The organism is Azorhizobium doebereinerae UFLA1-100, assembly GCF_000473085.1.
In the GTDB taxonomy this organism is placed as follows: Bacteria; Pseudomonadota; Alphaproteobacteria; order Rhizobiales; family Xanthobacteraceae; genus Azorhizobium; species Azorhizobium doebereinerae.
This window is the reverse complement of the sequence record NZ_AXBA01000035.1, coordinates 17,056-37,799: the sequence shown is the minus strand read 5'-3', so window position 1 is coordinate 37,799 and position 20,744 is coordinate 17,056. Positions and strand designations below refer to the sequence as shown.

Genomic DNA, 20,744 nt, shown 5'->3' with positions numbered 1-20,744 from the left:
GCGGCGCCGGGCGCACGCCCGGCCCGCTTCCCGAAACACGCCCCCTGAACGCAAAACGGCCCGCCGGATCGGCGGGCCGTTTCGTTTTCTGGCGCCCCCCGGCGCGCCTGCGCGGGCCGGAGGATCAGGACAGAAGGATCAGGGCTTGGCCGGAGCGGCCGGGGCGGCGGGAGCCGCCGGGGTGGCGGGCGCGCCGGCGGCGGGCGTCGCGCCGGGCTGGGCGCCGCCGCGCTCCTCCATCATCTTCTGCGCGCGCTTCTGGAGTTCCTCGGCCAGCTTCTGGCGCTCGGCGGCGACCACGTTCGGGTCGGACGGCGGGCCGTCATAGGCCTTGGCGAAGTCCTTCGCGGGCAGGATGAAGTTCAGCGTCCGGCCGCCCATCTGCAGCGCCTGGACGGTGATGTTCTGCGCCTTCTTCAGCTTGGTCACGAATTCGGCATTCACGTCCATGCCGGCGAAGCAGCCGTTGGGGAAGCAGATCTCGTACTTCAGCGACAGCGGCGGCTGCTGGTCGATGATGACGCGGGTGCCGGGCTGGAGCAGCATGCCCACCGGCACGGAGACGATGAACTTCTTGTTCGGATCGTCCTTCACCTCGCGGATCGCGGCGGAGGCCAAAGGCTGGCCGGTTTCCGCCGTGAAATCCTGCGTGGTCATGCAGATTTCTTTCTTGGTGCCCTGGTCGGTGCCGCACACCTTGGTCCACGGCGTGTTGATGCCGGGCACGGCGACGGACTGAGGGGCGCCTTGCTGCTGCGCCTGGGCGGGCTGCTGCGCGGGAGCGGCGGGCTGCGCCTGGGCGGGCTTGGCCTGCGCGGGCTTCGCGGGGGTCGCGGTCTGGGCGAAGGCCCCGCCAGCGGCACCGAGCGTGATCGCGGCGGCGGCGAGTGCGCTCGCGCGACGCAGAGTGGTGGCTTTTGTCATTCCCGTCTTCCCTGTGATGCCTGTCGCCAAGCAATGTCTGTCGCCAAGCAATGTTCGTCGCCGCACGCGGCCTGTCGCCACGCGCAAGACTCACGCGGTGGCGGCGAGTCCACCTCTCGTAACGCCGCTCTGTTCGGTGTCAATTGAGGCAAGACCGTGGCCGCCGTCGCGCGCCGCACACGCCGATCGTGTGTGACGTGCTACCTTGCCCACGAATGCGGCCGAGCCGAGACAGCGTGACAGAAAAGGTGCGAGCGGCTGAATGGCAGAAACCACCGGATCCAGCAATGCGTTTCCGCATGGCCCCGCGCTGCCGCGCCGCCCCTTCCCGTCCGGCAGGCCTCCCCGCCGGTCCCGCCACGGCCTCGTGTCCGGCCTCCTCGCCCTCATCGCGGCGGTGCTGCTGGCGCCGTCCGGCGCCGGCGCGCAGGACGCCGCGCTCGCCATGCACGGCCGGCCGCTGGCCGCCCCGGGCTTCAGCCATTTCGGCTATGTGAACCCGGACGCGCCCAAGGGCGGGCGCCTCACGCTCTCCGTCCTCGGCACCTTCGACAGCCTCAATCCCCTGGTGGTGAGGGGCTCGGCGGCGCCGGTCACGCGCGGCTACGTGATCGAGAGCCTGATGGTGCGCGGCTATGACGAGCCGTTCACGCTGTACGGCCTGCTGGCCCGGACGGTGACCACCGACGACGCCCGCAGCTTCGTGGAATTCGACATCGACCCCCGCGCCCGCTTCTCCGACGGCGCGCCGGTGACCGCCGACGACGTGCTGTTCTCCTTCGGCCTGCTGCGCGACAAGGGGCGGCCGAACATGCGACTTTATTACACGAAGGTGGCCACCGCGACGGCGCACGGCAGCCGCGTGCGCTTCACCTTCACCGAGCCGGATCGCGAGCTGCCGCTCATCATGGGCCTGATGCCCGTCCTCCCCCGCCACGCGGTGGACGCGGAGAGCTTCGACCAGACCAGCCTCGCCCCGCCCATCGGCTCGGGACCCTACCGCGTGGCCAAGGTGGATGCCGGCGCCGAGATCACCCTCGTCCGCAACCCCGACTATTGGGCCCGCGACCTGCCGGTGACGCGCGGCCTGTTCAATTTCGATGAGCTGCGCTTCACTTATTTCCGCGACGCCAACACCGAGTTCGAGGCGTTCAAGCGCGGGCTGGTGGATGCCCGGTTCGAGACCGATCCGGGGCGCTGGCAGACCGGCTACGACTTTCCCGCCGTGCGCGCGGGGCTGGTGGTGAAGGAGACCATCCCCACCGGCCTGCCCCGGCCGCATTATGCCCTGGTGTTCAACACGCGGCGGGCGATCTTCGCCGACGTGCGGGTGCGCCGCGCGCTCATCGAGCTGTTCGACTTCGAGTGGCTCGACCGCAACTTCTACTACAATCTCTATGGCCGCACCGCCGGCTTCTTCGACGGCTCGGAGCTCTCCAGCCTCGGCCGCAAGGCCGACGCCGCCGAGATGGCGATCCTGGCGCCCCATGGCGAGGCGCTGCGGGCGGACGTGCTGGCCGGCACCTATGCCCCGCCGGTGGCCGACGGCTCCGGCCGCGACCGCGCGCGGCTGAAGGCCGCCCTCGCTTTGTTCGCGCAGGCCGGTTGGGAGCTGAAGGCCGGCAAGCTGCGGCAGGTGGGCAGCGGAGCGCCGTTCGCGTTCGAGCTTATGGTGACCAGCCGCGAGCAGGAGCGCCTGGCGCTGGGCTTCGCCTCGCAGATGCAGCGCGCCGGGGTGACGGTGAACGTGCGGGTGGTGGACGCGGTGCAGTTCGACGCCCGCCGCAACGCCTATGAGTTCGACATGGTGCCCTTCACCTGGAGCCAGTCGCTCTCGCCGGGCAATGAGCAGGCATTCTATTTCGGCTCCGCCGCCGCCGACATGCCGGGCACGCGCAACTACATGGGCGCCAAGTCGCCCGCCATCGACGCCGCCATCGCGGCGCTGACATCCGCTTATACCAAGGCCGACGTGACGGCGGCGGCGCGCGCCCTTGACCGGGCGCTCATTTCCGGCGCCTACGGCGTGCCGCTGTTCCATGCTCCCGGCCAGTGGCTGGCGCGCTGGACGCGCATCGCCCATCCCGCGCGGCCCTCGCTCTACGGCACCCTGCCGGAGACCTGGTGGCGGGTGCCGTAGGCCGGTGGAGGCCGGGCCCTATTGGGCGCGCAGCCGCAACTGGGCGAGCGTCGCCTCCAGCTCCATCGGCCGGAAGAACAGGAAGCCCTGCGCCATGCGGATGCCGATGCGGCGGATGCGGTCGAGCTGGCGCTCGGTCTCGATGCCCTCGGCGATGATGCCGACGCCGAACTCCCGCGCCAGCAGCACGATGCTGTCCACCACGTTGGGCTCGCTGCCGCGACGCTCCAGCTCCTGGATGAAGGTCTTGTCCACCTTGATGAAATCCACGTCGAGCACGTGCAGCGAGGAGAGGTTGGAGAAGCCGATGCCGAAATCGTCCAGCGCGAACTGCGCGCCGCGCTCGCGCAGCCGCGCCACCACCCGCTGCACCACCGGCGAGGCATAATCGCCCGCCTCGCGCTCGGTCAGCTCGAACATCACCCGGCACAGGCTGAGCCGGTCGTCGCCGAAGGCGGCGAGCGCCGCATCCACCACCCGCTCGTCGCCGAGCTGGGTCGGCGGCAGGTTGATGCCCACGTACAGTTCGCCGTGCAGCTCGTTCATGCGCGCCAGGTCATCGGCCGCCTGGTGCAGCACCCAGCTGGTGGTCTCGTGGATCAGCGGGCTGCGCTCGATCCAGGGAATGAAGGCCGCCGGCTGGAGCAGGCCGTGGCGGCCGTGGCGCCAGCGCATCAGCGCCTCCACCCCCAGCCAGTCGCCGGTATTGATCTCCACCGTGGGCAGATAGGTGAGGAAGAACTCGCCCCGGCGCAGCGCCGCGCGCACCTGCCCCTCCACCGACAGGCGGCGGCGCAGCATGGCGAGCGGGCCGAACCACAGCACCAGGGCCGCGACCGCGAACAGCGCCACCTGGAGCGGCAGGTCGGCCACCCAGCGGCGGAACAGCCAGCTCTCCTGCGCCGTCACCTCCACCTTGATCGGCCAGTGCGCCGAGCGGATGACGACGATCGGCGCCGGGCCGGCGGCGGGCTCGCGCGGCTTCAGGTCCATCAGCCGGAGCTGGATGTCCTCGATGGCCAGCGAGAACGGCGCCAGCATGCAGGCGGGATAGATGCGGGCCTCCGCCGAGACGTTGCCCTGCGTACGGGTGATCAGCATGGCCGGGCCGCTGTCGCCGCCGCACACCGCCGTGCCGGCGATCTCCCCCGCCGCCCATTCGCACAGCGGCCGGTCGCCGGAACTGATGGTGATGCCGCCGACCGGCACGTTGAGCAGCCGGGCGAGCACCTGCGGCGCCACCGAGCCGCCCTTGCAGGCCCCCGCCCCGGCCTCGGCCGCCTGCCCCATGGCCACCGACATGGCGTCCATGCCCTTCTCGGCCCAGCGCAGGGCGGCGGTGGCATGGGTCTCGATCCGCTGAAGGGAATCGCGCCGCGAGCGCTGCAGGTCGAAGGCGAGATACAGCCCGAACAGGCAGGCCAGCACAAGAACATAGGCGACGGCGATCCGCCCGGACGTATCGTCCCCCCACTTCATCATCGACGGTGCTCGCTATGCCGCCGCCACCCCACGCGTGATGGTCGGGCCTATGACTAATACACGCGTCCCGGCATACTCCTGACGCTGCAACCTGCAGCTTCATCGCATTGACGATCGGTAAGGATCATCAATTCTTGCAAAGAACGCCACCAAAACGGAATAAACGAATAAACCACTTAAATACCTCCGGCGCAAGCCGGGGCGGAATTACGAGACCTTGCGCTTCTCCACCAGCCCGGCGAGCTTGCGCAGCACCTGCAAGGTGCCCTTCAGCCGCGCCTCGGCGGTGGGCCAGTCCTTCAGGAACACCACCTTGAAGTCCGGCCGCACCTTGGCCTGCGGGCCCTCCGCATTGATCATCTGCACCAGGCCTGCCGGGTCGGCGAACTGGTTCTCGCGGAACGCCAGCACCACGCCCTTCGGCCCGGCGTCCACCTTCTCCACATTGGCCTTGCGGGCCAGGGTCTTGATCTGCGACAGGCGCAGCAGGTGCGTCACCTCGTCCGGGGCGGGGCCGAAGCGGTCCACCAGCTCGGCGCCGAACGAATCCAGCTCCGCATCCTCGGTGATGTCCGCCAGCCGCCGGTAGAGCGCCAGGCGCACATGCAGGTCGGTGACATACGCCTCCGGGATCAGCACCGGCATGCCGATGGTGATGTTGGGCGACCACTTGTCGTCCACATAGTCGGTGATGCCGGCCTTCAGGTGGGCGATCGCCTCCTCCAGCATCTCCTGGTAGAGCTCGTAGCCCACCTCCTTGATGTGGCCGGACTGCTCGTCGCCGAGCAGGTTGCCGGCGCCGCGGATGTCGAGGTCGTGGCTGGCCAGCTGGAAGCCGGCGCCCAGCGTCTCCAGCGACTGGAGCACCTTGAGCCGCCGCTCAGCCTGAGGCGTCACCGGCTTGGTCGCCGGCACCGAGAAGATGGCGTAGGCGCGCGCCTTGGCCCGCCCGACGCGGCCGCGCAGCTGGTAGAGCTGCGACAGGCCGAACATGTCCGCCCGGTGGACGATCAGCGTGTTGGCGTTGGGCACGTCGAGCCCGCTCTCGACGATGGTGGTGGACAGCAGCACGTCGTACTGCCCGTCGTAGAAGGCGGTCATGATGTCTTCGAGCGTGGTGGCGGCCATCTGGCCGTGCGCCACCGCCACCTTCACCTCCGGCACCTGCTTCTCCAGGAACTCGCGCACCTCGGCGAGATCCTCGATGCGCGGCACCACGTAGAAGCTCTGCCCGCCGCGATAGCGCTCGCGCAGCAGCGCCTCGCGCACGATCAAGGGATCGAACGGGGTGACGAAGGTGCGCACCGCCAGGCGGTCCACCGGCGGGGTGGCGATGAGCGACAGCTCACGCACCCCGGTCATGGCCAGTTGCAGCGTGCGCGGGATCGGGGTGGCGGTCAAAGTGAGCACGTGCACCGCCGCCCGCAGCGCCTTGAGGCGCTCCTTGTGGGCGACGCCGAAATGCTGCTCCTCGTCGACGATGACGAGGCCGAGGTCGCGGAACTGGATCGCCTTGCCCAGCAGCGCGTGGGTGCCCACCACGATGTCCACCGTGCCGTCGGCAAGGCCCTTCTTCACCGCCGTCAGGTCCTTGCCGGTGACCATGCGCGAGGCCTGCGCCACGTTCACCGGCAGGCCCTTGAAGCGCTCGGAGAAGGTGCGGAAATGCTGGCGGGCGAGCAGCGTGGTGGGCACCACCACCGCCACCTGCTTGCCGGACAGCGCCACCGCGAAGGCGGCGCGCAACGCCACCTCGGTCTTGCCGAAGCCGACGTCGCCGCACACCAGACGGTCCATCGGGTGGCCGGAGCCGAGATCGTCCAGCACCGCGTCGATGGCGGCCTCCTGGTCGTCGGTCTCCTCGTAGGGGAAGCGGGCGCGGAACTCGTCATAGAGCCCGGCGGCGGGCACCAGGCGCGGCGCCTCGGACAGGTGGCGCGCGGCGGCGATCTTGATCAGTTCGCCGGCCATCTCGCGGATGCGCTTCTTCATCCGCGCCTTGCGCGTCTGCCAGCCGCCGCCGCCCAGCTTGTCCAGCTGCGCCTCGGTGTCCTCCGAGCCGTAGCGCGTCAGCAGCTCCAGGTTCTCCACCGGCAGGAACAGCTTGTCGCCGCCGGCATAGTGCAGCTCCAGGCAGTCGTGCGGCGCGCCCATGGCCTCGATGGCCTTGAGGCCGACGAAGCGGCCGATGCCGTGGTCCACATGCACCACGAGGTCGCCGGCGGTCAGCGAGGTCAGTTCGGAGATCACGTCCTGCGGCCGGCGCGCCTTGCGCTTGGGCCGCACCAGGCGGTCGCCGAGGATGTCCTGCTCGCCGATGACGGCGAAGTCCGGCGTCTCGAAGCCGCGCTCCACCCCATAGATGGCCAGCGTCGCCTTGGTGCGCGGCATGGCCTCGATGCTGGCGAACCTGGAGATCGGCGCCAGATCCTTCAGCCCGTGGTCGGCCAGCACCGTGGCGAGCCGCTCGCGCGAGCCCTCGCTCCAGCCGGCCAGGATCACCTTGCGCCCCTGCCCTTGCAGCTCGCGCACATGGGCGATGGCGGCGTCGAACACGTTGGCGTCGGGGTCGGCCCGCTCGGCGGCGAACGAGCGGCCCTCGACGCCGCCGATGTCCACCACCTTTCCGGCCCCGCTCTCCGGCACCAGGAAGGGGGTGATGCGCGCCACCCGGCTGGCGGCCAGATGCCCGCGCCATTCGCTCTCGGTGAGATAGAGCCGGTCCGGCGGCAGCGGCTTATAGACCGCGCCCGGCGCGCCGGAGGCGAGCGCCTCCCTGCGGGCGGCGTAATAGTCGCCGATCTGGGTGATGCGCTCGGCGGCCACGTCCTCGGCCTGCGCCTCGATGGCCAGCGGCGTGCGCTCGATATAATCGAACAGCGTGTCCAGCCCCTCGTGGAACAGCGGCAGCCAGTGCTCCATGCCCGCATGCCGGCGGCCTTCGCTCACCGCCTCATAGAGCGTGTCGCCCTTCGTGGCGGCGCCGAATTCCGCCAGATAGGCCATGCGGAAGCGCCGCATGGTGTCGGTGGTCAGCTGGAACTCGGCCATGGGCACGAGGTCGAGCGCGCGCAGCGTGCCGGATGAGCGCTGCGTCTCCGGATCGAAGGCGCGGATGGTCTCCAGCGTGTCGCCGAAGAAATCCAGGCGAATGGGCGCGTCGAGGCCCGGCGGATAAAGGTCGATGAGGCCGCCGCGCACCGCATATTCGCCGGTGTCGCGCACGGTGGGTGTGCGCAGGTAGCCGTTGCGCTCGGCCCATTCCACCACGCCCTCCAAAGCGATGGCGTTGCCCGGCGCGGCGGAGAGCGACTGCGCCGCCAGCAGCGCCTTGGACGGCACGCGCTGCACGGTGGCGTTCACCGTGGTCAGCAGCACGCTCGGCCCCCCGCCCTTCACCCGGGCGAGGCGGGCCAGCGTCGCCATGCGCCGCGCGGTGATGGCGGCGTTGGGCGAGGCGCGGTCATAGGGCAGGCAGTCCCAGGAGGGGAAGCTGTAGACCTCCAGCTCCGGGGCGAAGAAGGCGAGCCCGCGCTCCAACGCCGCCAGGCGCCGGCCGTCGCGGCAGATGACCGCCAGCGAAGGCCACGGCGCATCCTTGGCGGCGGCGGCGCTGCGGGCGAGATCGGCCACCACCAGCCCCTCCATGCCCTCGGGCACGCGGGCGAGGGTCAGGGGACGGCCCGGGGCGAGGTCTTCGGCGACGGAGCGGGGACGCTTCACGGGGACATTCCATCGAAAGGCCGCGCGCCTCGGCCGGGCGCGGGCGGGAACGGAGGGCCGGGACGGACGCCGGCGCCGGCGCCGGCGGCGCAGCGGGTCCCCGGCGGGATCGGGCGGGCGCGGTCAGAGCGGCGCGTTGGCGTCCGGCATGGAGCCGCCGGCCAGATGCCAGGCCTGGATCTTGCGGAAGAAGGGGGTGTCGAGCGCGGCCGGCACCGGCAGCGAGCCGCTGACCCAGGCGAACAGGTCCGGGTCCTCCACCTCCAGCAGGTGCTCGAACACGTCGATCTCCGCTTCGCTCAGGCCCTCGATCTCAGCATCCGCGAAGCGGCCCATGATCAGGTCCATCTCCCGCGTGCCCCGGTGCCAGGCGCGGAACAGGATGCGCCGGCGGCGCACGTCCAGCCCGGCGCTCGACTTCACGGTTCCCGACATGGGCGGTCTCCTCTCCAGCGCGACAGGCGCCGACGCGCGGCCGAGGACGGCGCGCGGCAAACGCGAATGCGGCCGGGCCGCGAGGCCCGTCCGTCGGGCGCGCTTATAGAAGCAAAGCGCCGGCGGCGAAAGCATGGCCTGTCGGCCGCGCCGCCACGCGGGCCGGTCAGATGGCCTCGAACACCTGGGCGAGGCGGGTCATCAGCGGCTCGTCGGTCTGGTCGACGCGCAGCGGCGTCACCGCGATGCGGCCCTCGTCCAGCGCCCGCAGATCGGAGCCCGGCGCGGTCTCGCTCGCCCGCCGCTCGAAGGCGATCCAGAAATAGTCGTGGCCCCGCCCGTCCTTGCGCGGATCGATGCGCATGAGCTTCTGGTCGCGCTTGCCCTGGGCGGCCACGGCGATGCCGGCCACCTCGCCCGGCGCGCGGTCGGGAAAGTTCACATTGATCAGGATGCCGGCCGGGATGCCTTCCTCCAGCAGCGTGCGGATCACCTTCGGCCCGTGCGCCTCGGCGGTGACATAGGACGGATTGTCCCGGCTCTTGGGGCCGAACGCCTGGGACAGGGCGATGGAGGGAATGCCGAGGATGGTGCCCTCGATGGCCCCCGCCACGGTGCCGGAATAGCTCACGTCCTCAGCGATGTTCTGCCCGCGGTTGACGCCGGACAGCACGAGGTCGGGCGGATTGTCGATCAGCAGGTGCCGCACCGCCATGATCACGCAATCGGTGGGCGTGCCCTTCACCGCGAAGCGCCGGTCGTCCACCTTGCGCAGCCGCAGCGGATCGTTGAGCGAGAGCGAATGGGCGACGCCGGACTGGTCGGCCTCGGGGGCCACCACCCACACGTCGTCGGACAGAGCGGCGGCGATGCGGGCGCAGGCCTCCAGGCCCGGGGCATGGATGCCGTCGTCATTGGTGACCAGGATACGCATGGGACCCCTCCGTCCGACCACCGCCCCGGCCGCAGCGGAGGCGCAGGGGGTGCTTACAATCTGGCGGGGGAGACTGCAACGAAGGTCGTAGGGGCGCGGGCAGACGGTCAGACCGCCGGAGCGGCGGAAAAGCCCTCTCCCGCTTACGGGGGAGGGTTGGGAGGGGGCCGCGCGTCAGCGCGGAACAGGTCGCGGGGTGGGTGCGCGCTCCGGGACCGCAGCGGCCGTGCGGATGGAACAAGCGTTTCCGAAGCTGCGCTTCGGCCCCCACCCTATCCCTCCCCCGCAAGCGGGAGAGGGGACCTGTCACGCGGGCGGCAAGGGCGACGCAAAGCCAGGCGCCGCGCGCCGGCGCCCGGCCTCACTTCGCCTTTTCGATCACGCTCACGCCGCCCATGTAGGGCCGCAGCACGTCGGGGACGACGATGGAGCCGTCTTCCTGCTGGTAGTTTTCCAGCACCGCCACCAAGGCGCGGCCGACGGCGACGCCGGAGCCGTTGAGCGTGTGGACGAAGCGCGGGCCTTTTCCTTCCGCCGGGCGGTAGCGGGCATCCATGCGGCGGGCCTGGAAGTCGCCGCACACCGAGCAGGAGGAAATCTCGCGATAGGCGTTCTGGCCCGGCAGCCAGACCTCGATGTCGAAGGTCTTCTGCGAGGCGAAGCCCATGTCGCCGGTGCACAGCGTCATCACGCGATAATGCAGGTCCAGCTTCTGCAGCACCGCCTCGGCGCTGGCGAGCATGCGGTGATGCTCCTCCTGCGACTGTTCCGGCGTGGTGATGGAGACCAGCTCCACCTTGGTGAACTGGTGCTGGCGGATCATGCCGCGGGTGTCGCGCCCGGCCGAGCCCGCCTCGGCGCGGAAGCAGGGCGTGCAGGCGGTGAGGCGCAGCGGCAGTTCGGCTTCAGCGAGGATGCTCTCGCGCACGAGGTTGGTGAGCGGCACTTCGGCGGTGGGGATGAGCCAGAGCGCGCCCAGGGCGCTCGCCAGCTCGTCGAAGCGGGCGAGACCCTGCTCGTTCAGCCCGTACAGGCCGTCGCGTGTCACCAGATAGTGGCTCGGCACGCCGTCGCGGGCCACATGCTCGGCGTCCTCGGCCACCACCTGCTTGAAGATGGCGTGCCGCTCCTCGTCGGACAGCAGCCGCTGGGCGCTGAACTGATCGTCGCGGAACTTCGGCAATTGCGCCGTGCCGAACATGGCCTCGTCGCGCACCAGCAGCGGCGGGTTCACTTCCGTATAGCCGTGCTCGCCGGTGTGGACGTCGAGGAAGAACTGGCCGAGCGCCCGCTCCAGCCGGGCCAGCGGCCCCTTGTTGACCACGAACCGCGCGCCGGACAGCTTGGCGGCGGTCTCGAAATCCATCAGGCCGAGCCCCTCGCCCAGCTCGAAATGCTGCTTCGGGGTGAAGGCGTAGGTCCGCTTGGCGCCCCAGGTCTTCAATTCCACATTGTCGTGCTCATCCTTGCCCTCGGGCACGGTGTCGAGCGGCACGTTGGGGACGGCGGCGAGGATGGCGTTGAGCTCCGCCTCGGTGGCCTTGGCCGCCTGCTCCAGCGCCGGCACGTCCTCCTTCAGCTTCGCTACTTCCGCCATGAGGGCGGCGGCGCGGGGCTCGTCCTTGGCCGCCTTGGCCTGGCCGATCTCCTTGGAGGCGGCATTGCGGCGGGCCAGCAGGCCCTCCAGCTTGGTCAGCGTCTCGCGGCGGGCGGTGTCGAGGGCGAGGATCCTGTCGCGCAGGGCCAAGGCCTCGGCTTCCGCCACCTGGCGGCGGACGAGCGCGCGCACCAGAGCCTCGGGCTCGTCGCGAATCCACTTGATGTCATGCATGAAACCGGCTCCGCCGCAGACCGGATGGACTGGCCGCCTTGCCCGCCGTCACGCCCGGCCTCGTGCCGAGCATCCACGCCGCTCCGCCCGCCTGGCGGCACCCGGTCCCGTGGATGGCCGGGACAAGCCCGGCCATGACGGCCCGAGCGGGCCGCCAGTTCATCGCTAAAACCCGAAAGGCGCGTCCCGCGAAGGCTTAGGAGGCGGAGGCCGCGTCGCGCGCCGCTTCTTCCGCCGCCCGGCGCTTCTCCACGATGCGCACCAGATAGACGGAGATTTCGTAGAGAAGCAGCGTCGGGATCGCAAGGGAGAGCTGGCTGACCACGTCCGGCGGGGTCAGCACCGCCGCCAGCACGAACACGCCGACGATGGCGTAGCGCCGCGCCTTCTTGAGCTGCTCGGAGGTGATGATGCCGATGCGGCCCAAGAGCGTCAGGATCACCGGCATCTGGAAGCAGATGCCGAACGCCAGGATCAGCGTGGTGATGAGCGAGAGATATTCCGAGACCCGCGGCAGCAGCGAGATTTCCGCCCGCCCGTCGCCGCCCGCCTGCTGCATGTTCAGGAAGTAGGTCATGGCCAGCGGCATGGCGACGAAATAGACGAAGGCCGCGCCGATCAGGAAGCAGATGGGGGTCGCCACCAGATAGGGCAGGAAGGCGTTCTTCTCGTGCTTGTAGAGGCCGGGCGCCACGAACATGTAGATCTGTGTCGCCACCACGGGGAACGACAGGAAGGCCGCGCCGAACATGCCGAGCTTGATCTGGGTGAACAGGAATTCCTGCGGCGCGGTGTAGATGAGCTTCACCCCGCCGGAGAAGCCGGAGGCGAACTCATAGGGCCACAGCAGGATATTGTAGATCTGCTTGGCCAGCATGAAGCACAGGAAGAAGGCCACCAGGAAGGCGATCACCGATTTGATCAGCCGCGAGCGCAGCTCGATCAGGTGCTCGATCAAAGGGGCCTTCGAGGCGTCGATGTCCTCCTGGCTCATGTCCGGTCCATGGTTCACAGTTGACTGGCTCGCGGCGGGTGACTGGCGCACGGGTGCGTGCGCGCGGTTGCGTCCACCGCGCTCAGGCCGCGCCGCCGGTGGCGGGCTTCGGCTCGATCGGCGCGGTCACGGGCTGGTTCTGCGACAGATCGGGGCCGGTGTCGAGCACAGGTTCCGCCGCCGGGCCCGGCAAGGGAACCAAAGGCTCGGACACGGGAGACGGGTGTGGCAGCGGCGCGCGCTCCACCGCGCCGGTCGGCGCGGCGATGGCCTGATCCACCGATGCCGCAGCGGCAATAGTGGCAGTCCCGCCGGTGGCCTTGGCCACCGAGGCGGCGATGGCCTCGCGCATCTCGCGGTGCGGGTCATAGGCCGGCACCACCGGCGTCTCGGGCGGCGCCGTGGCGCCCTCCACGCTGGCGCGGATGTCCTCGCGGATGCTGCGCAGGGGGTCGAACGCCTCGGTGCCGGGGAAGGACTTGCTGACGCTGTCCTTCACGCCGCCGACGATGTTGCCGATGTCGGTGCGGATGTCCGACAATTCGGCCTCGCGCAACGCCTCGTTGAATTGCCCCTGGAACTCGCCCGCCATGCGGCGCAGCTTCGTGACGGTGCGCCCCACCGTGCGCAGCACGCCGGGCAATTCCTTGGGTCCGATGACGATCAGCGCCACAACGCCGATCAGCATCAGTTCAGACCAGCCGATATCGAACATGACGGCTCACTGCCTGCGGCGGAACCGCGGCCCTCTCTCGCGCGATGCGGACCGTCAGACGGCTTTCTTTTCCGTTTCCGGCGCGGGGCTGGCCTGATGCGGCAGCGGACGCGGCGGCTCGGAGGCCTTCGGCGCGGGCGTCTCGTCGTCGTCCGCCATGCCCTTCTTGAAGGACTTGATGCCCTTGGCCACGTCGCCCATCAGGTCGGAGATCTTGCCGCGACCGAACAGCAGGAGCACCACGGCCAGCACCACGATCCAGTGCCAGATGCTCAACGAACCCATAACTCACCCTCCGTGAGGATCTTCCAAAGGACGCATGCGGAGACGGATTTCGCATGCCACCCCATTCGAGGCGCGAGACTAGGACCCGGAAGCGGCGAAAACAAGGACTTCCGCAGGGTCCACGTGGATGCCCACCTCGCTGCCGCGCGCCAGATCCCCGCCGGGCCGTACCCGCGCCACCAGCGGGCGCTCGAAACCCTCGATGATCACTTCCAGGAGATCGACCTCGCCGAGGAAGCGCCGCTCGATCACCCGCCCCGGCACGCCGCCGCCCGCGGCGGTGAAGCCCAGCCCCTGCGGGCGGATGGCGGCGATGGCCGGCCCGGCCGCCACATGCGGCGCCGGGACGCGGCCGAGCGGGGTGTCCGCCACCCCGTCCGCCACCACCGCCGGCAGCTCGTTCAGCTCGCAGAAGAAGCGCGCGACACCAAGGTCCGCCGGAGTGCGGTAGAGCACGTCCGGCGCCCCCAGCTGCACCAGCTCCCCGCCGCGCAGCAGAGCGATGCGGTCGGCGAGGCGCATGGCCTCCTCCGGGTCGTGGGTGACGATGATGCAGGTAGCGCGGGCCTCGCGCAGCACCGCCAGCGTGTCCGCCCGCACCTGGTCGCGCAGCCGCCGGTCGAGGCCGGAAAACGGCTCGTCCAGCAGCAGGATGCCGGGGCGCGGCGCCAGCGCGCGGGCGAGCGCCACGCGCTGCTGCTGGCCGCCGGATAATTCATGGGGATAAGCCGCCGCGAGCGCCGCCAGGCCCACCCGGTCGAGCGCCCGGCGCGCCTCCGCCTCCGCCGCGCCGCGCTTCAGGCGCGACAGGCCGAACATGACGTTCTCCAGATTGGTCAGATGCGGGAACAGGGCATAGTCCTGGAACACCAGCCCCACCCCGCGCCGCTCCGGCGGCACGAAGGCGGACGGGCCGGCCACTTCCCTGTCGTCCACGCACAGCCGCCCGCCGTCGGGCTGCTCGATGCCGGCGGCGAGGCGCAGCAGCGAGGTCTTGCCGCAGCCGGACGGGCCGAGCAGGCACAGCACCTCGCCGGGCTCCACCGCGAGCGTGATGCCGCGCACCGCTTCGACCGCGCCGTAGGACAGGCGCACCGCCTCGAACCGCAGGCCCTTGGCGAAGGCGGCGGGCGTGCGGCTACGCATGGCGGGACCGGCCATGGTCATTCGTCATCCCCGTCCCGCTCCGCATAATCGAGCAGCGGCGCCAGGGAGAGGTCCAGCGGCTCCTTCTCCAGCGGCTCCTCGTCCTCGCGCAGGCCGGCGTCGTCGGAGGGCAGCGGGATGGAGAAGCCGGCCGGGATGCGGCCGTCCAGCAGGCCGGCGCCGCGCAGTTCGTCGAGCCCCGGCAGGTCCTGCAGGGCGTCCAGGCCGAAATGCACCAGGAAGGCGGGCGTGGTGCCGTAGGTGACCGGCCGGCCCGGCGCCTTGCGGCGGCCGCGCAGGCGCACCCAGCCGCTCTCCAGCAGCACGTCCAGCGTGCCCTTGGAGGTGGAGACGCCGCGAATCTCCTCGATCTCGGCGCGGGTGACCGGCTGATGGTAGGCGACGATGGCCAGCACCTCCACGGCGGCGCGGGACAGCTTGCGGGTCTCCACCGCCCCCTTCGACACCACCGGGGCGAGGTCCGGCGCGGTGCGCAGCATGTAGCCGCCGGCCACCTTGACGATGTTGACCCCGCGCCGGGCATAGTCGGCGGCGAGGATCTCCATCAGCGCGTCCACGTCGGTCTTCTCCGGCAAATGGGCGGCCAGCGCCGCCCCATCCACCGGCGCGCCGGAGGTGAACAGCAGCGCCTCGATCACCCGGAGGTCGCGCGCCAGCGCGACGGCGCGCTCGTCGTCCGGGCGGACGTCGAACAGGTCGACGCGGGGGGCGGCGCGGTTCATTCCCGCCGCTCCGTGCGGGGCCGCAGCCACAGCGGCGCGAACGGCTCGTCCTGGCGGATGTCCAAGAGGCCCTCTTTCACCATCTCCAAGGTCGCCGAGAAGCTGGAGGCGATGGCGGTCGCCCGCTGCTCCGGCGTGGTCAGATACTCTATCAGGAACTGGTCGAGGCGCATCCAGTCGCCCACCGCCGTGCCCAGGAGCCGTTCCAGCCGCTCGCGGGCATCCGCCAGCGACCAGACCATGCGCGTCTTCAGCGTGACATAGGACAGCGCCTGCTTCTGCCGCTGGGTGGCATAGGCCGAGAGCAGGTCATAGAGCGTGGCGGTGAACACCACGGGGCGGGTCTCCGGCACGCTGTCGTCCGGCACCACGCGCGGGAAGACGGTCAGGCCCAGCCGGTCGCGGGCCATCAGGGCCTCGGCCGCCTTGCGGATGCGCTCCAGGTGGCGCAGGCGCCGGGTGAAGGCGGCGGCCAGTTCCTCGGCGCTCGGCCCGTCCTCCTTGGGCGGCGCCGGCAGCAGCAGGCGGGACTTCAGGTAGGCCAGCCACGCCGCCATCACCAGATAGTCGGCGGCCAGTTCCAGCCGCACCCGCCGCGCCTCCTCGATGAAGGAGAGATACTGGTCGGCCAGCGCCAGGATGGAGATGCGGGTGAGGTCCACCTTCTGGGTGCGGGCCAGCGCCAGCAAGAGGTCGAGCGGCCCCTCGAAGCCGTCCAGGTCGACCACGAAGGCCCCCTCCCCGGCGGCGGGCAGCTGATCCTCGACGAAATCCGGCGCGCCCGGCCCGGCCGGGCCGTCCCCTTCGGCGGAGGGCGCGCCGGACACCGGGGTCAGACCGGCAGTTCGAGCAGCACCGCCAGCTCGTGGCGGGCCTGCTCCATGTCGAACGGCGGCGGGGTGACGCGCAGCGCCAGGGCGCGGGCGGCGCGGCTGGCGGCGGTCCCCGCCAGTACCGGCGCCTCGCCGGCCACCGCGTCCATCTCGTCCGGCTTGCCGTTGCAATGCAGCAGCAGGTCGCAGCCGGCGGCGACGGAGGCCCGGGCGCGCTGGGCGAGCGAGCCGGACAGCGCGTTCATGGACAGATCGTCGCTCATCAGCGCGCCGTCGAAGCCGATGAAGCCGCGCACCACCTCGTCCAGCACCAGCCTGGAGGTGGTGGCCGGATTGTGCTTGTCGAGATCGGCATAGACCACGTGGGCGGTCATGCCGAGCGGCAGGGTGTTCAACGCCATGAAGGCGGCGAAATCGCTCGCTTCCAGCACCGAACGGCTGGCGGTGACGGTGGGCAGGTGCTCGTGGCTGTCCAGCGGCGCGCGGCCATGGCCGGGCATGTGCTTGACCACCGGCAGCACGCCGCCGTCCAGCAGCCCGCGCGCCGCCGCGCTGGCGAGCGCCGCCACCGTGGACGGCTCGCTGCCATAGGCGCGGTTGCCGATGATGCCGTGGCCTTCCGGCAGGCGCAGGTCCGCCACCGGCAGGCAGTCCACGTCGATGCCGAGCGTGGCGAGGTCGGCGGCGATGAGGCGGGAATTGAGGCGCACCGCCGTCAGCGCCCGCGCCTTGTCGGCCTTGTAGATGGCGCCGAACTGCTCGGCCGGCGGGTAGTCGATCCAGAATGGCGGGCGCAGGCGCTGCACCCGGCCGCCCTCCTGGTCGATCAGCACCGGCGCGTCCCAGCCGAGCGCGGCCCGGCCCTCGGCCACCAGATCGGCGACCTGCTCGGGCGTATCCACGTTGCGGGCGAACAGGATCAGACCCCACGGCTTGACGTCGCGCAGGAAGGCGCGCTCGCCCGGGGTGAGGCGATGGCCCGAGAGACCGACGATGAGCGCGCGGGTTCCAGCAGGGGCAGAAGTCATGAAACGGGCCTATCGGCGCGCGCCCCAGGCGTCAAGCCGGGCATGGGGACGCGGGAACACAAAGAAAACGGCCGGGCAAGCCCGGCCGTCGCGAGTGGTCTCGGGGAGAAACCTAAAGGTACCTCAGAGCCCCGCCACATACTGGCTGGGATCGACCGGCTGCGAGCCCTTGCGGATCTCGAAGTGCAACTGCGGGGTCCCGACGCCGCCGCTCTGGCCCGCCTTGGCGATGATCTGGCCGCGCCGCACGGTATCGCCGCGCTTCACGCTGATCTCGCTGTTGTGGGCATAAGCGGTGACGTAGCCGTCCGCATGCTTGATCAGGACGAGGTTGCCGTAGCCCTTCAGCTCGTTGCCGGCATAGGCCACGGTGCCGTCCTCGGCGGCGCGCACGCCGGTGCCTTCCGGCACGGCGAAGTTCACGCCGTCGTTGCGGGTGCCGCCGGGCTTCGGGCCGAAGCCGGAGATGACACGGCCGCGGACCGGGGCGCGAAACTGCGGGCCGGTGCCGGGCGAGCGGGCCTCGTCCGCATCGTCGGCGGGCGTCACCTTGGCGGCGGTCTCGACCTTGGCGGTGGTCGCCGCCACCGGCGCCGGGCTGGCGGCGGCCGGGGTCACGGCGGCGGTCTTCGCCGGCGCGGCGGCGGGCGCCGCGAGCTGGTTCGCCTTCGGCGGGGCCAGCGGCGCGGGACCGGGCGCCGGGGTCACGGCGGCGAGCTGTTGCGGCTTGGCTCCGGTGGCGGGCACCGGCGCCGCCGCGAGCGGCGCGGGCGCCGGGGTGCCCGGAGCAGGCGCGGCCGGACGGGCCTGGGCCACGGTGGAGCTGCCGGCGCCGGGGATGACCATGGACTGGCCGATGCGCAGCGGCGCGTCGGGGGCGAGGCCGTTGGCGGCGGCCACCTGGGCGCGGGTCAGATTGTAGCGGCGGGCGATCGAGCTGATGGTCTCGCCCGAGGTCACCACATGGGTGGTGCCGGCGGCCGCGACGGCGGGCGGAGCGGCCGGCACGGCCGGGGCCGGCGGCGCGGCGGCATAGCCCGCCGAGCCGTAGATCGGCTGGCCGGCATTGTTGGCATAGGGGGCGTTGGCCGGCGCATAGGCCACCGGTTGGGAGGCCGTGGGCGCGCCGATGGGCGCCGCATCCACCCGCGAGGTGGGGGCCGAGCCGAGCGATCCCGTTACGTCAGCCGAGGCCTGGCGCGGCAGCGCCGCCGTGGGGGCGGTGCCCCCGGCATCGGAAAACCGCGTCACGTCCGCACTGCAGCCCGCCAGCCCAACGGCCACCAGGCCGACCGCGGCAAAGCGAGCGATCACAATACGTCCCAAGGTTTCGCTGGAGGTTGCCATGTGACCTAACTCGCACGCACCGAACATGTCGTGGAGTAAAGGCCGTACGGGTAAACGACCGCTTAAGTATGGCCGCCGGCCACAACAATTGCGGCGCTGTGATGTTTATGCCACAGCCTCGCCCCGAGCCCGCCCCGGCACGGCCCGCCATGCGAGCCGGCCGGAACCGCTAGTTCTGGGGCGCCGTGGTGACGAGCCCGGTGGTGGAGGTCACCGTCCCGGACACCGTGCCGCCCAGGCTCTCCACCTGCTCGCCGAGATGGTCGCGGGTGTGCTGGTCCATCACCGCCACCGGCGCGGCGATCACCAGCCCCGCCGCCTGCCCGACGGTGGAGGCGGCGCCCGTGGTCACCTGGACGATGCGGTCGCCGACGCCCTCGCGGCTGTCGGTGATGGTGGCCTGCGAGGCGATCCGCTTGCCGATCATCTGCACCACCTCGGGGCTCTCGGCGAACTTGCCGTGGTTGAGCCCGTCCGGCGTGTTCAGCTTGGTGAGGTCGTAGACATTGATCTTGCGCGTCTCGAACTCGCTGCGGAACGGCTCCTGCGCCGGATCGATCTGCCCGAGCCGGGCGCGCGAGCCCCACACCCGCTGGGAGACCTTCAGCGCCTTGTCGTCCTGCGACACGAAGATGGTGACGTTGGGCGCCGGCGTGCCGAGATCGGCCCACTGCGACTGGAAGATGTCCACGTCCACGTCCGGGGCGGCGAGCATGATGTTCTTGATCTTGGGCAGCACGCGGCCGTTGCGGATGGCCATCTGGCGCAGCGCCTCGAACGTCACCCAATTGCCCATGGAATGCGCCAGCACCGACACCTCGCCCACCGCCGGGTCCTTGGCCAGCGCGGTCAGCAGGGTTTCCAGCGCGTCGCGGGAATAGACCGCGCTCTCGCGGTCATAGCCATAGGCCAGCAGGCTGCCGCGCGAGGGCCAGGTGAACAGCACCGGCGTCACGTCCGCGCCGGAATCGTGCACGATCTGCGCGAAGCGGAACACCGCGTCGTCGAACCGCTGGTTGTAGCCGTGGATGAACACCAGCACGCGATGCTTCGGCCGCCGGCTGACATCCTTGTGCAGCCAGGCGATGGCCTGGTCACGGCTGAGATCTTCGGCTCCGGTGACGACGAAGTCGGTCTGCGGATTGCCCGGCACGCTGCGCGGCCACTGCACCTCGCCCGCCTGCCGGGCGGCATCGGGCGGCAGGGAGACGGTGATCTCGGCGAAGCTCGGCGTCTTGCCGCGGTCACCGGAGAACATGTCGGGCGTGGTGGCCCTGGCGCGGGTGGTGGCGACGATCATCGCCACCTTGCTGGTGCCGGGCACGTCGGCCGCCTGGACCGGAATGAGCACGCCCGGCGGGCGTCCGGCGCACGATCCCACGGCCATGGCCAGCGCCAGCGTCGCCACCAGAATGAACGCTTTGCGTGCAGACACCAGACCCATCCCCGCGCTCCAGCCCCTGCCCGGCTTGGTAAAGCACGCGCCGCAACCGCGCAATGGAGGGCGCGCGCTACGATGTTACGGCAACGCCGGAAATCAGCGGCACGAAGCGGACCGGCATGAGGTCGGCGGCCGCCAGCCCCTCCGGCGTCTTGGTGAACTTGCGCAGCGTCTGCACCTGCTGCGGCTCGCCGATGGGCGCCACCAGGATGCCGCCGGGCTTCAGTTGGTCGACCAGCACCGGGGGCACCTCGGGCGTGGCGGCCGTGACCATGATGCGGTCATAAGGCCCCCGCCCCGGCAGGCCGGCCATGCCGTCGCCGACGAAGGCGGCCACGTTGCGCAGCCCCAGCACCTTGAAGCGCACCTGCGCCTCACTCACCAGCGCGCGGTAGCGGTCCATGGTCACCACCTGGGAGGCGAGGTGCGACAGCACGGCGGCCTGATAGCCGCTGCCGGTGCCGATCTCCAGCACGGTGTGCTCGGCATTGAGCGCCAGGGCCTCGGTCATGATCGCCACCAGGCTCGGCTGCGACATGGTCTGGCCGCAGGCGATGGGCAGGGCCACGTCCTCATAGGCGTGGCGGCGCAGGGTCGGATCGACGAACAGGGCGCGCGGCACCAGCTCCAGCGCCCGTAGCACCGCCAGATCGCGGATGCCGCGCCGCCGCAGCCCGAGGATGAAGGCGGCGCGTTCCGCGCGTTCGGCCTCGCTGTCGCTCATCGTGCTCTGCCCCCCGACG

At 70.9% G+C, this 20,744-nt stretch carries 17 protein-coding genes; 1 reads left to right on the top strand and 16 read right to left on the bottom strand.

Annotated features, from left to right (window positions below):
* Positions 1-138: 138 nt before the first annotated feature.
* A complete protein-coding gene (locus YU1_RS0121365; RefSeq protein WP_029005821.1) occupies positions 139-924 on the bottom strand; it encodes an invasion associated locus B family protein in 786 nt (261 codons plus the stop codon).
* 262 nt (positions 925-1,186) lie between these two features.
* On the opposite strand from YU1_RS0121365, the gene YU1_RS0121360 reads away from it, so the two are divergent.
* The gene (locus YU1_RS0121360; RefSeq protein ID WP_084540021.1) at positions 1,187-3,064 is read left to right on the top strand and encodes an extracellular solute-binding protein; all 1,878 of its coding nucleotides are present in this window, start codon (positions 1,187-1,189) and stop codon (positions 3,062-3,064) included.
* An 18-nt stretch (positions 3,065-3,082) separates the two neighbouring features.
* Here YU1_RS0121360 and YU1_RS0121355 read toward each other — a convergent pair whose 3' ends face one another.
* From YU1_RS0121355 to YU1_RS0121285, 15 genes are all read right to left on the bottom strand, one after another.
* Entirely contained in the window at positions 3,083-4,546 is a 1,464-nt protein-coding gene (locus YU1_RS0121355; protein ID WP_029005819.1) for an EAL domain-containing protein, read from the bottom strand.
* Positions 4,547-4,753: 207 nt separating this feature from the next.
* Positions 4,754-8,269, bottom strand: coding sequence for a transcription-repair coupling factor (mfd, locus tag YU1_RS0121350; RefSeq protein WP_029005818.1), 3,516 nt, complete (start codon positions 8,267-8,269; stop codon positions 4,754-4,756).
* Positions 8,270-8,392: 123 nt separating this feature from the next.
* On the bottom strand, positions 8,393-8,704 hold the full coding sequence (locus YU1_RS0121345) for an FAD assembly factor SdhE (RefSeq protein ID WP_029005817.1): 312 nt from the start codon (positions 8,702-8,704) through the stop codon (positions 8,393-8,395).
* A 166-nt stretch (positions 8,705-8,870) separates the two neighbouring features.
* Positions 8,871-9,638 carry a 5'/3'-nucleotidase SurE gene (gene surE, locus YU1_RS0121340; protein WP_029005816.1) on the bottom strand — a complete coding sequence of 256 codons (768 nt, stop codon included), beginning with the start codon at positions 9,636-9,638 and terminating at the stop codon, positions 8,871-8,873.
* Between the two features lie 361 nt (positions 9,639-9,999).
* Entirely contained in the window at positions 10,000-11,469 is a 1,470-nt protein-coding gene (serS, locus tag YU1_RS0121335) for a serine--tRNA ligase (RefSeq protein ID WP_029005815.1), read from the bottom strand.
* Between the two features lie 196 nt (positions 11,470-11,665).
* The gene (tatC, locus tag YU1_RS0121330; RefSeq protein WP_029005814.1) at positions 11,666-12,463 is read right to left on the bottom strand and encodes a twin-arginine translocase subunit TatC; all 798 of its coding nucleotides are present in this window, start codon (positions 12,461-12,463) and stop codon (positions 11,666-11,668) included.
* An 82-nt stretch (positions 12,464-12,545) separates the two neighbouring features.
* Positions 12,546-13,178: a Sec-independent protein translocase protein TatB gene (tatB, locus tag YU1_RS34090; protein ID WP_035716221.1), complete on the bottom strand. Its 633-nt coding sequence runs from the start codon at positions 13,176-13,178 to the stop codon at positions 12,546-12,548.
* 54 nt (positions 13,179-13,232) lie between these two features.
* Positions 13,233-13,463 (bottom strand): twin-arginine translocase TatA/TatE family subunit, encoded by a 231-nt coding sequence (locus YU1_RS0121320; RefSeq protein ID WP_029005813.1) that lies wholly within the window; start codon positions 13,461-13,463, stop codon positions 13,233-13,235.
* A gap of 78 nt (positions 13,464-13,541) precedes the next feature.
* Entirely contained in the window at positions 13,542-14,630 is a 1,089-nt protein-coding gene (locus tag YU1_RS0121315) for an ABC transporter ATP-binding protein (RefSeq protein WP_029005812.1), read from the bottom strand.
* Positions 14,627-15,352 (bottom strand): SMC-Scp complex subunit ScpB, encoded by a 726-nt coding sequence (gene scpB, locus YU1_RS0121310; RefSeq protein WP_029005811.1) that lies wholly within the window; start codon positions 15,350-15,352, stop codon positions 14,627-14,629. The genes YU1_RS0121315 and scpB overlap by 4 nt, the downstream gene beginning before the upstream one ends.
* Complete coding sequence (locus YU1_RS0121305; RefSeq protein WP_198019006.1) at positions 15,349-16,179, bottom strand: segregation and condensation protein A; 831 nt, start codon at positions 16,177-16,179, stop codon at positions 15,349-15,351. Before YU1_RS0121305 ends, scpB begins: the two co-directional genes overlap by 4 nt.
* A 5-nt stretch (positions 16,180-16,184) precedes the next feature.
* A complete protein-coding gene (nagZ, locus tag YU1_RS0121300) occupies positions 16,185-17,213 on the bottom strand; it encodes a beta-N-acetylhexosaminidase (RefSeq protein WP_029005809.1) in 1,029 nt (342 codons plus the stop codon).
* Positions 17,214-17,336: 123 nt separating this feature from the next.
* Positions 17,337-18,527: a M23 family metallopeptidase gene (locus tag YU1_RS34790; protein WP_051357131.1), complete on the bottom strand. Its 1,191-nt coding sequence runs from the start codon at positions 18,525-18,527 to the stop codon at positions 17,337-17,339.
* Positions 18,528-18,729: 202 nt separating this feature from the next.
* Complete coding sequence (locus YU1_RS30555; protein ID WP_051357129.1) at positions 18,730-20,004, bottom strand: alpha/beta hydrolase; 1,275 nt, start codon at positions 20,002-20,004, stop codon at positions 18,730-18,732.
* 67 nt (positions 20,005-20,071) lie between these two features.
* The gene (locus YU1_RS0121285; RefSeq protein WP_029005807.1) at positions 20,072-20,725 is read right to left on the bottom strand and encodes a protein-L-isoaspartate(D-aspartate) O-methyltransferase; all 654 of its coding nucleotides are present in this window, start codon (positions 20,723-20,725) and stop codon (positions 20,072-20,074) included.
* Between the last annotated feature and the right edge of the window lie 19 nt (positions 20,726-20,744).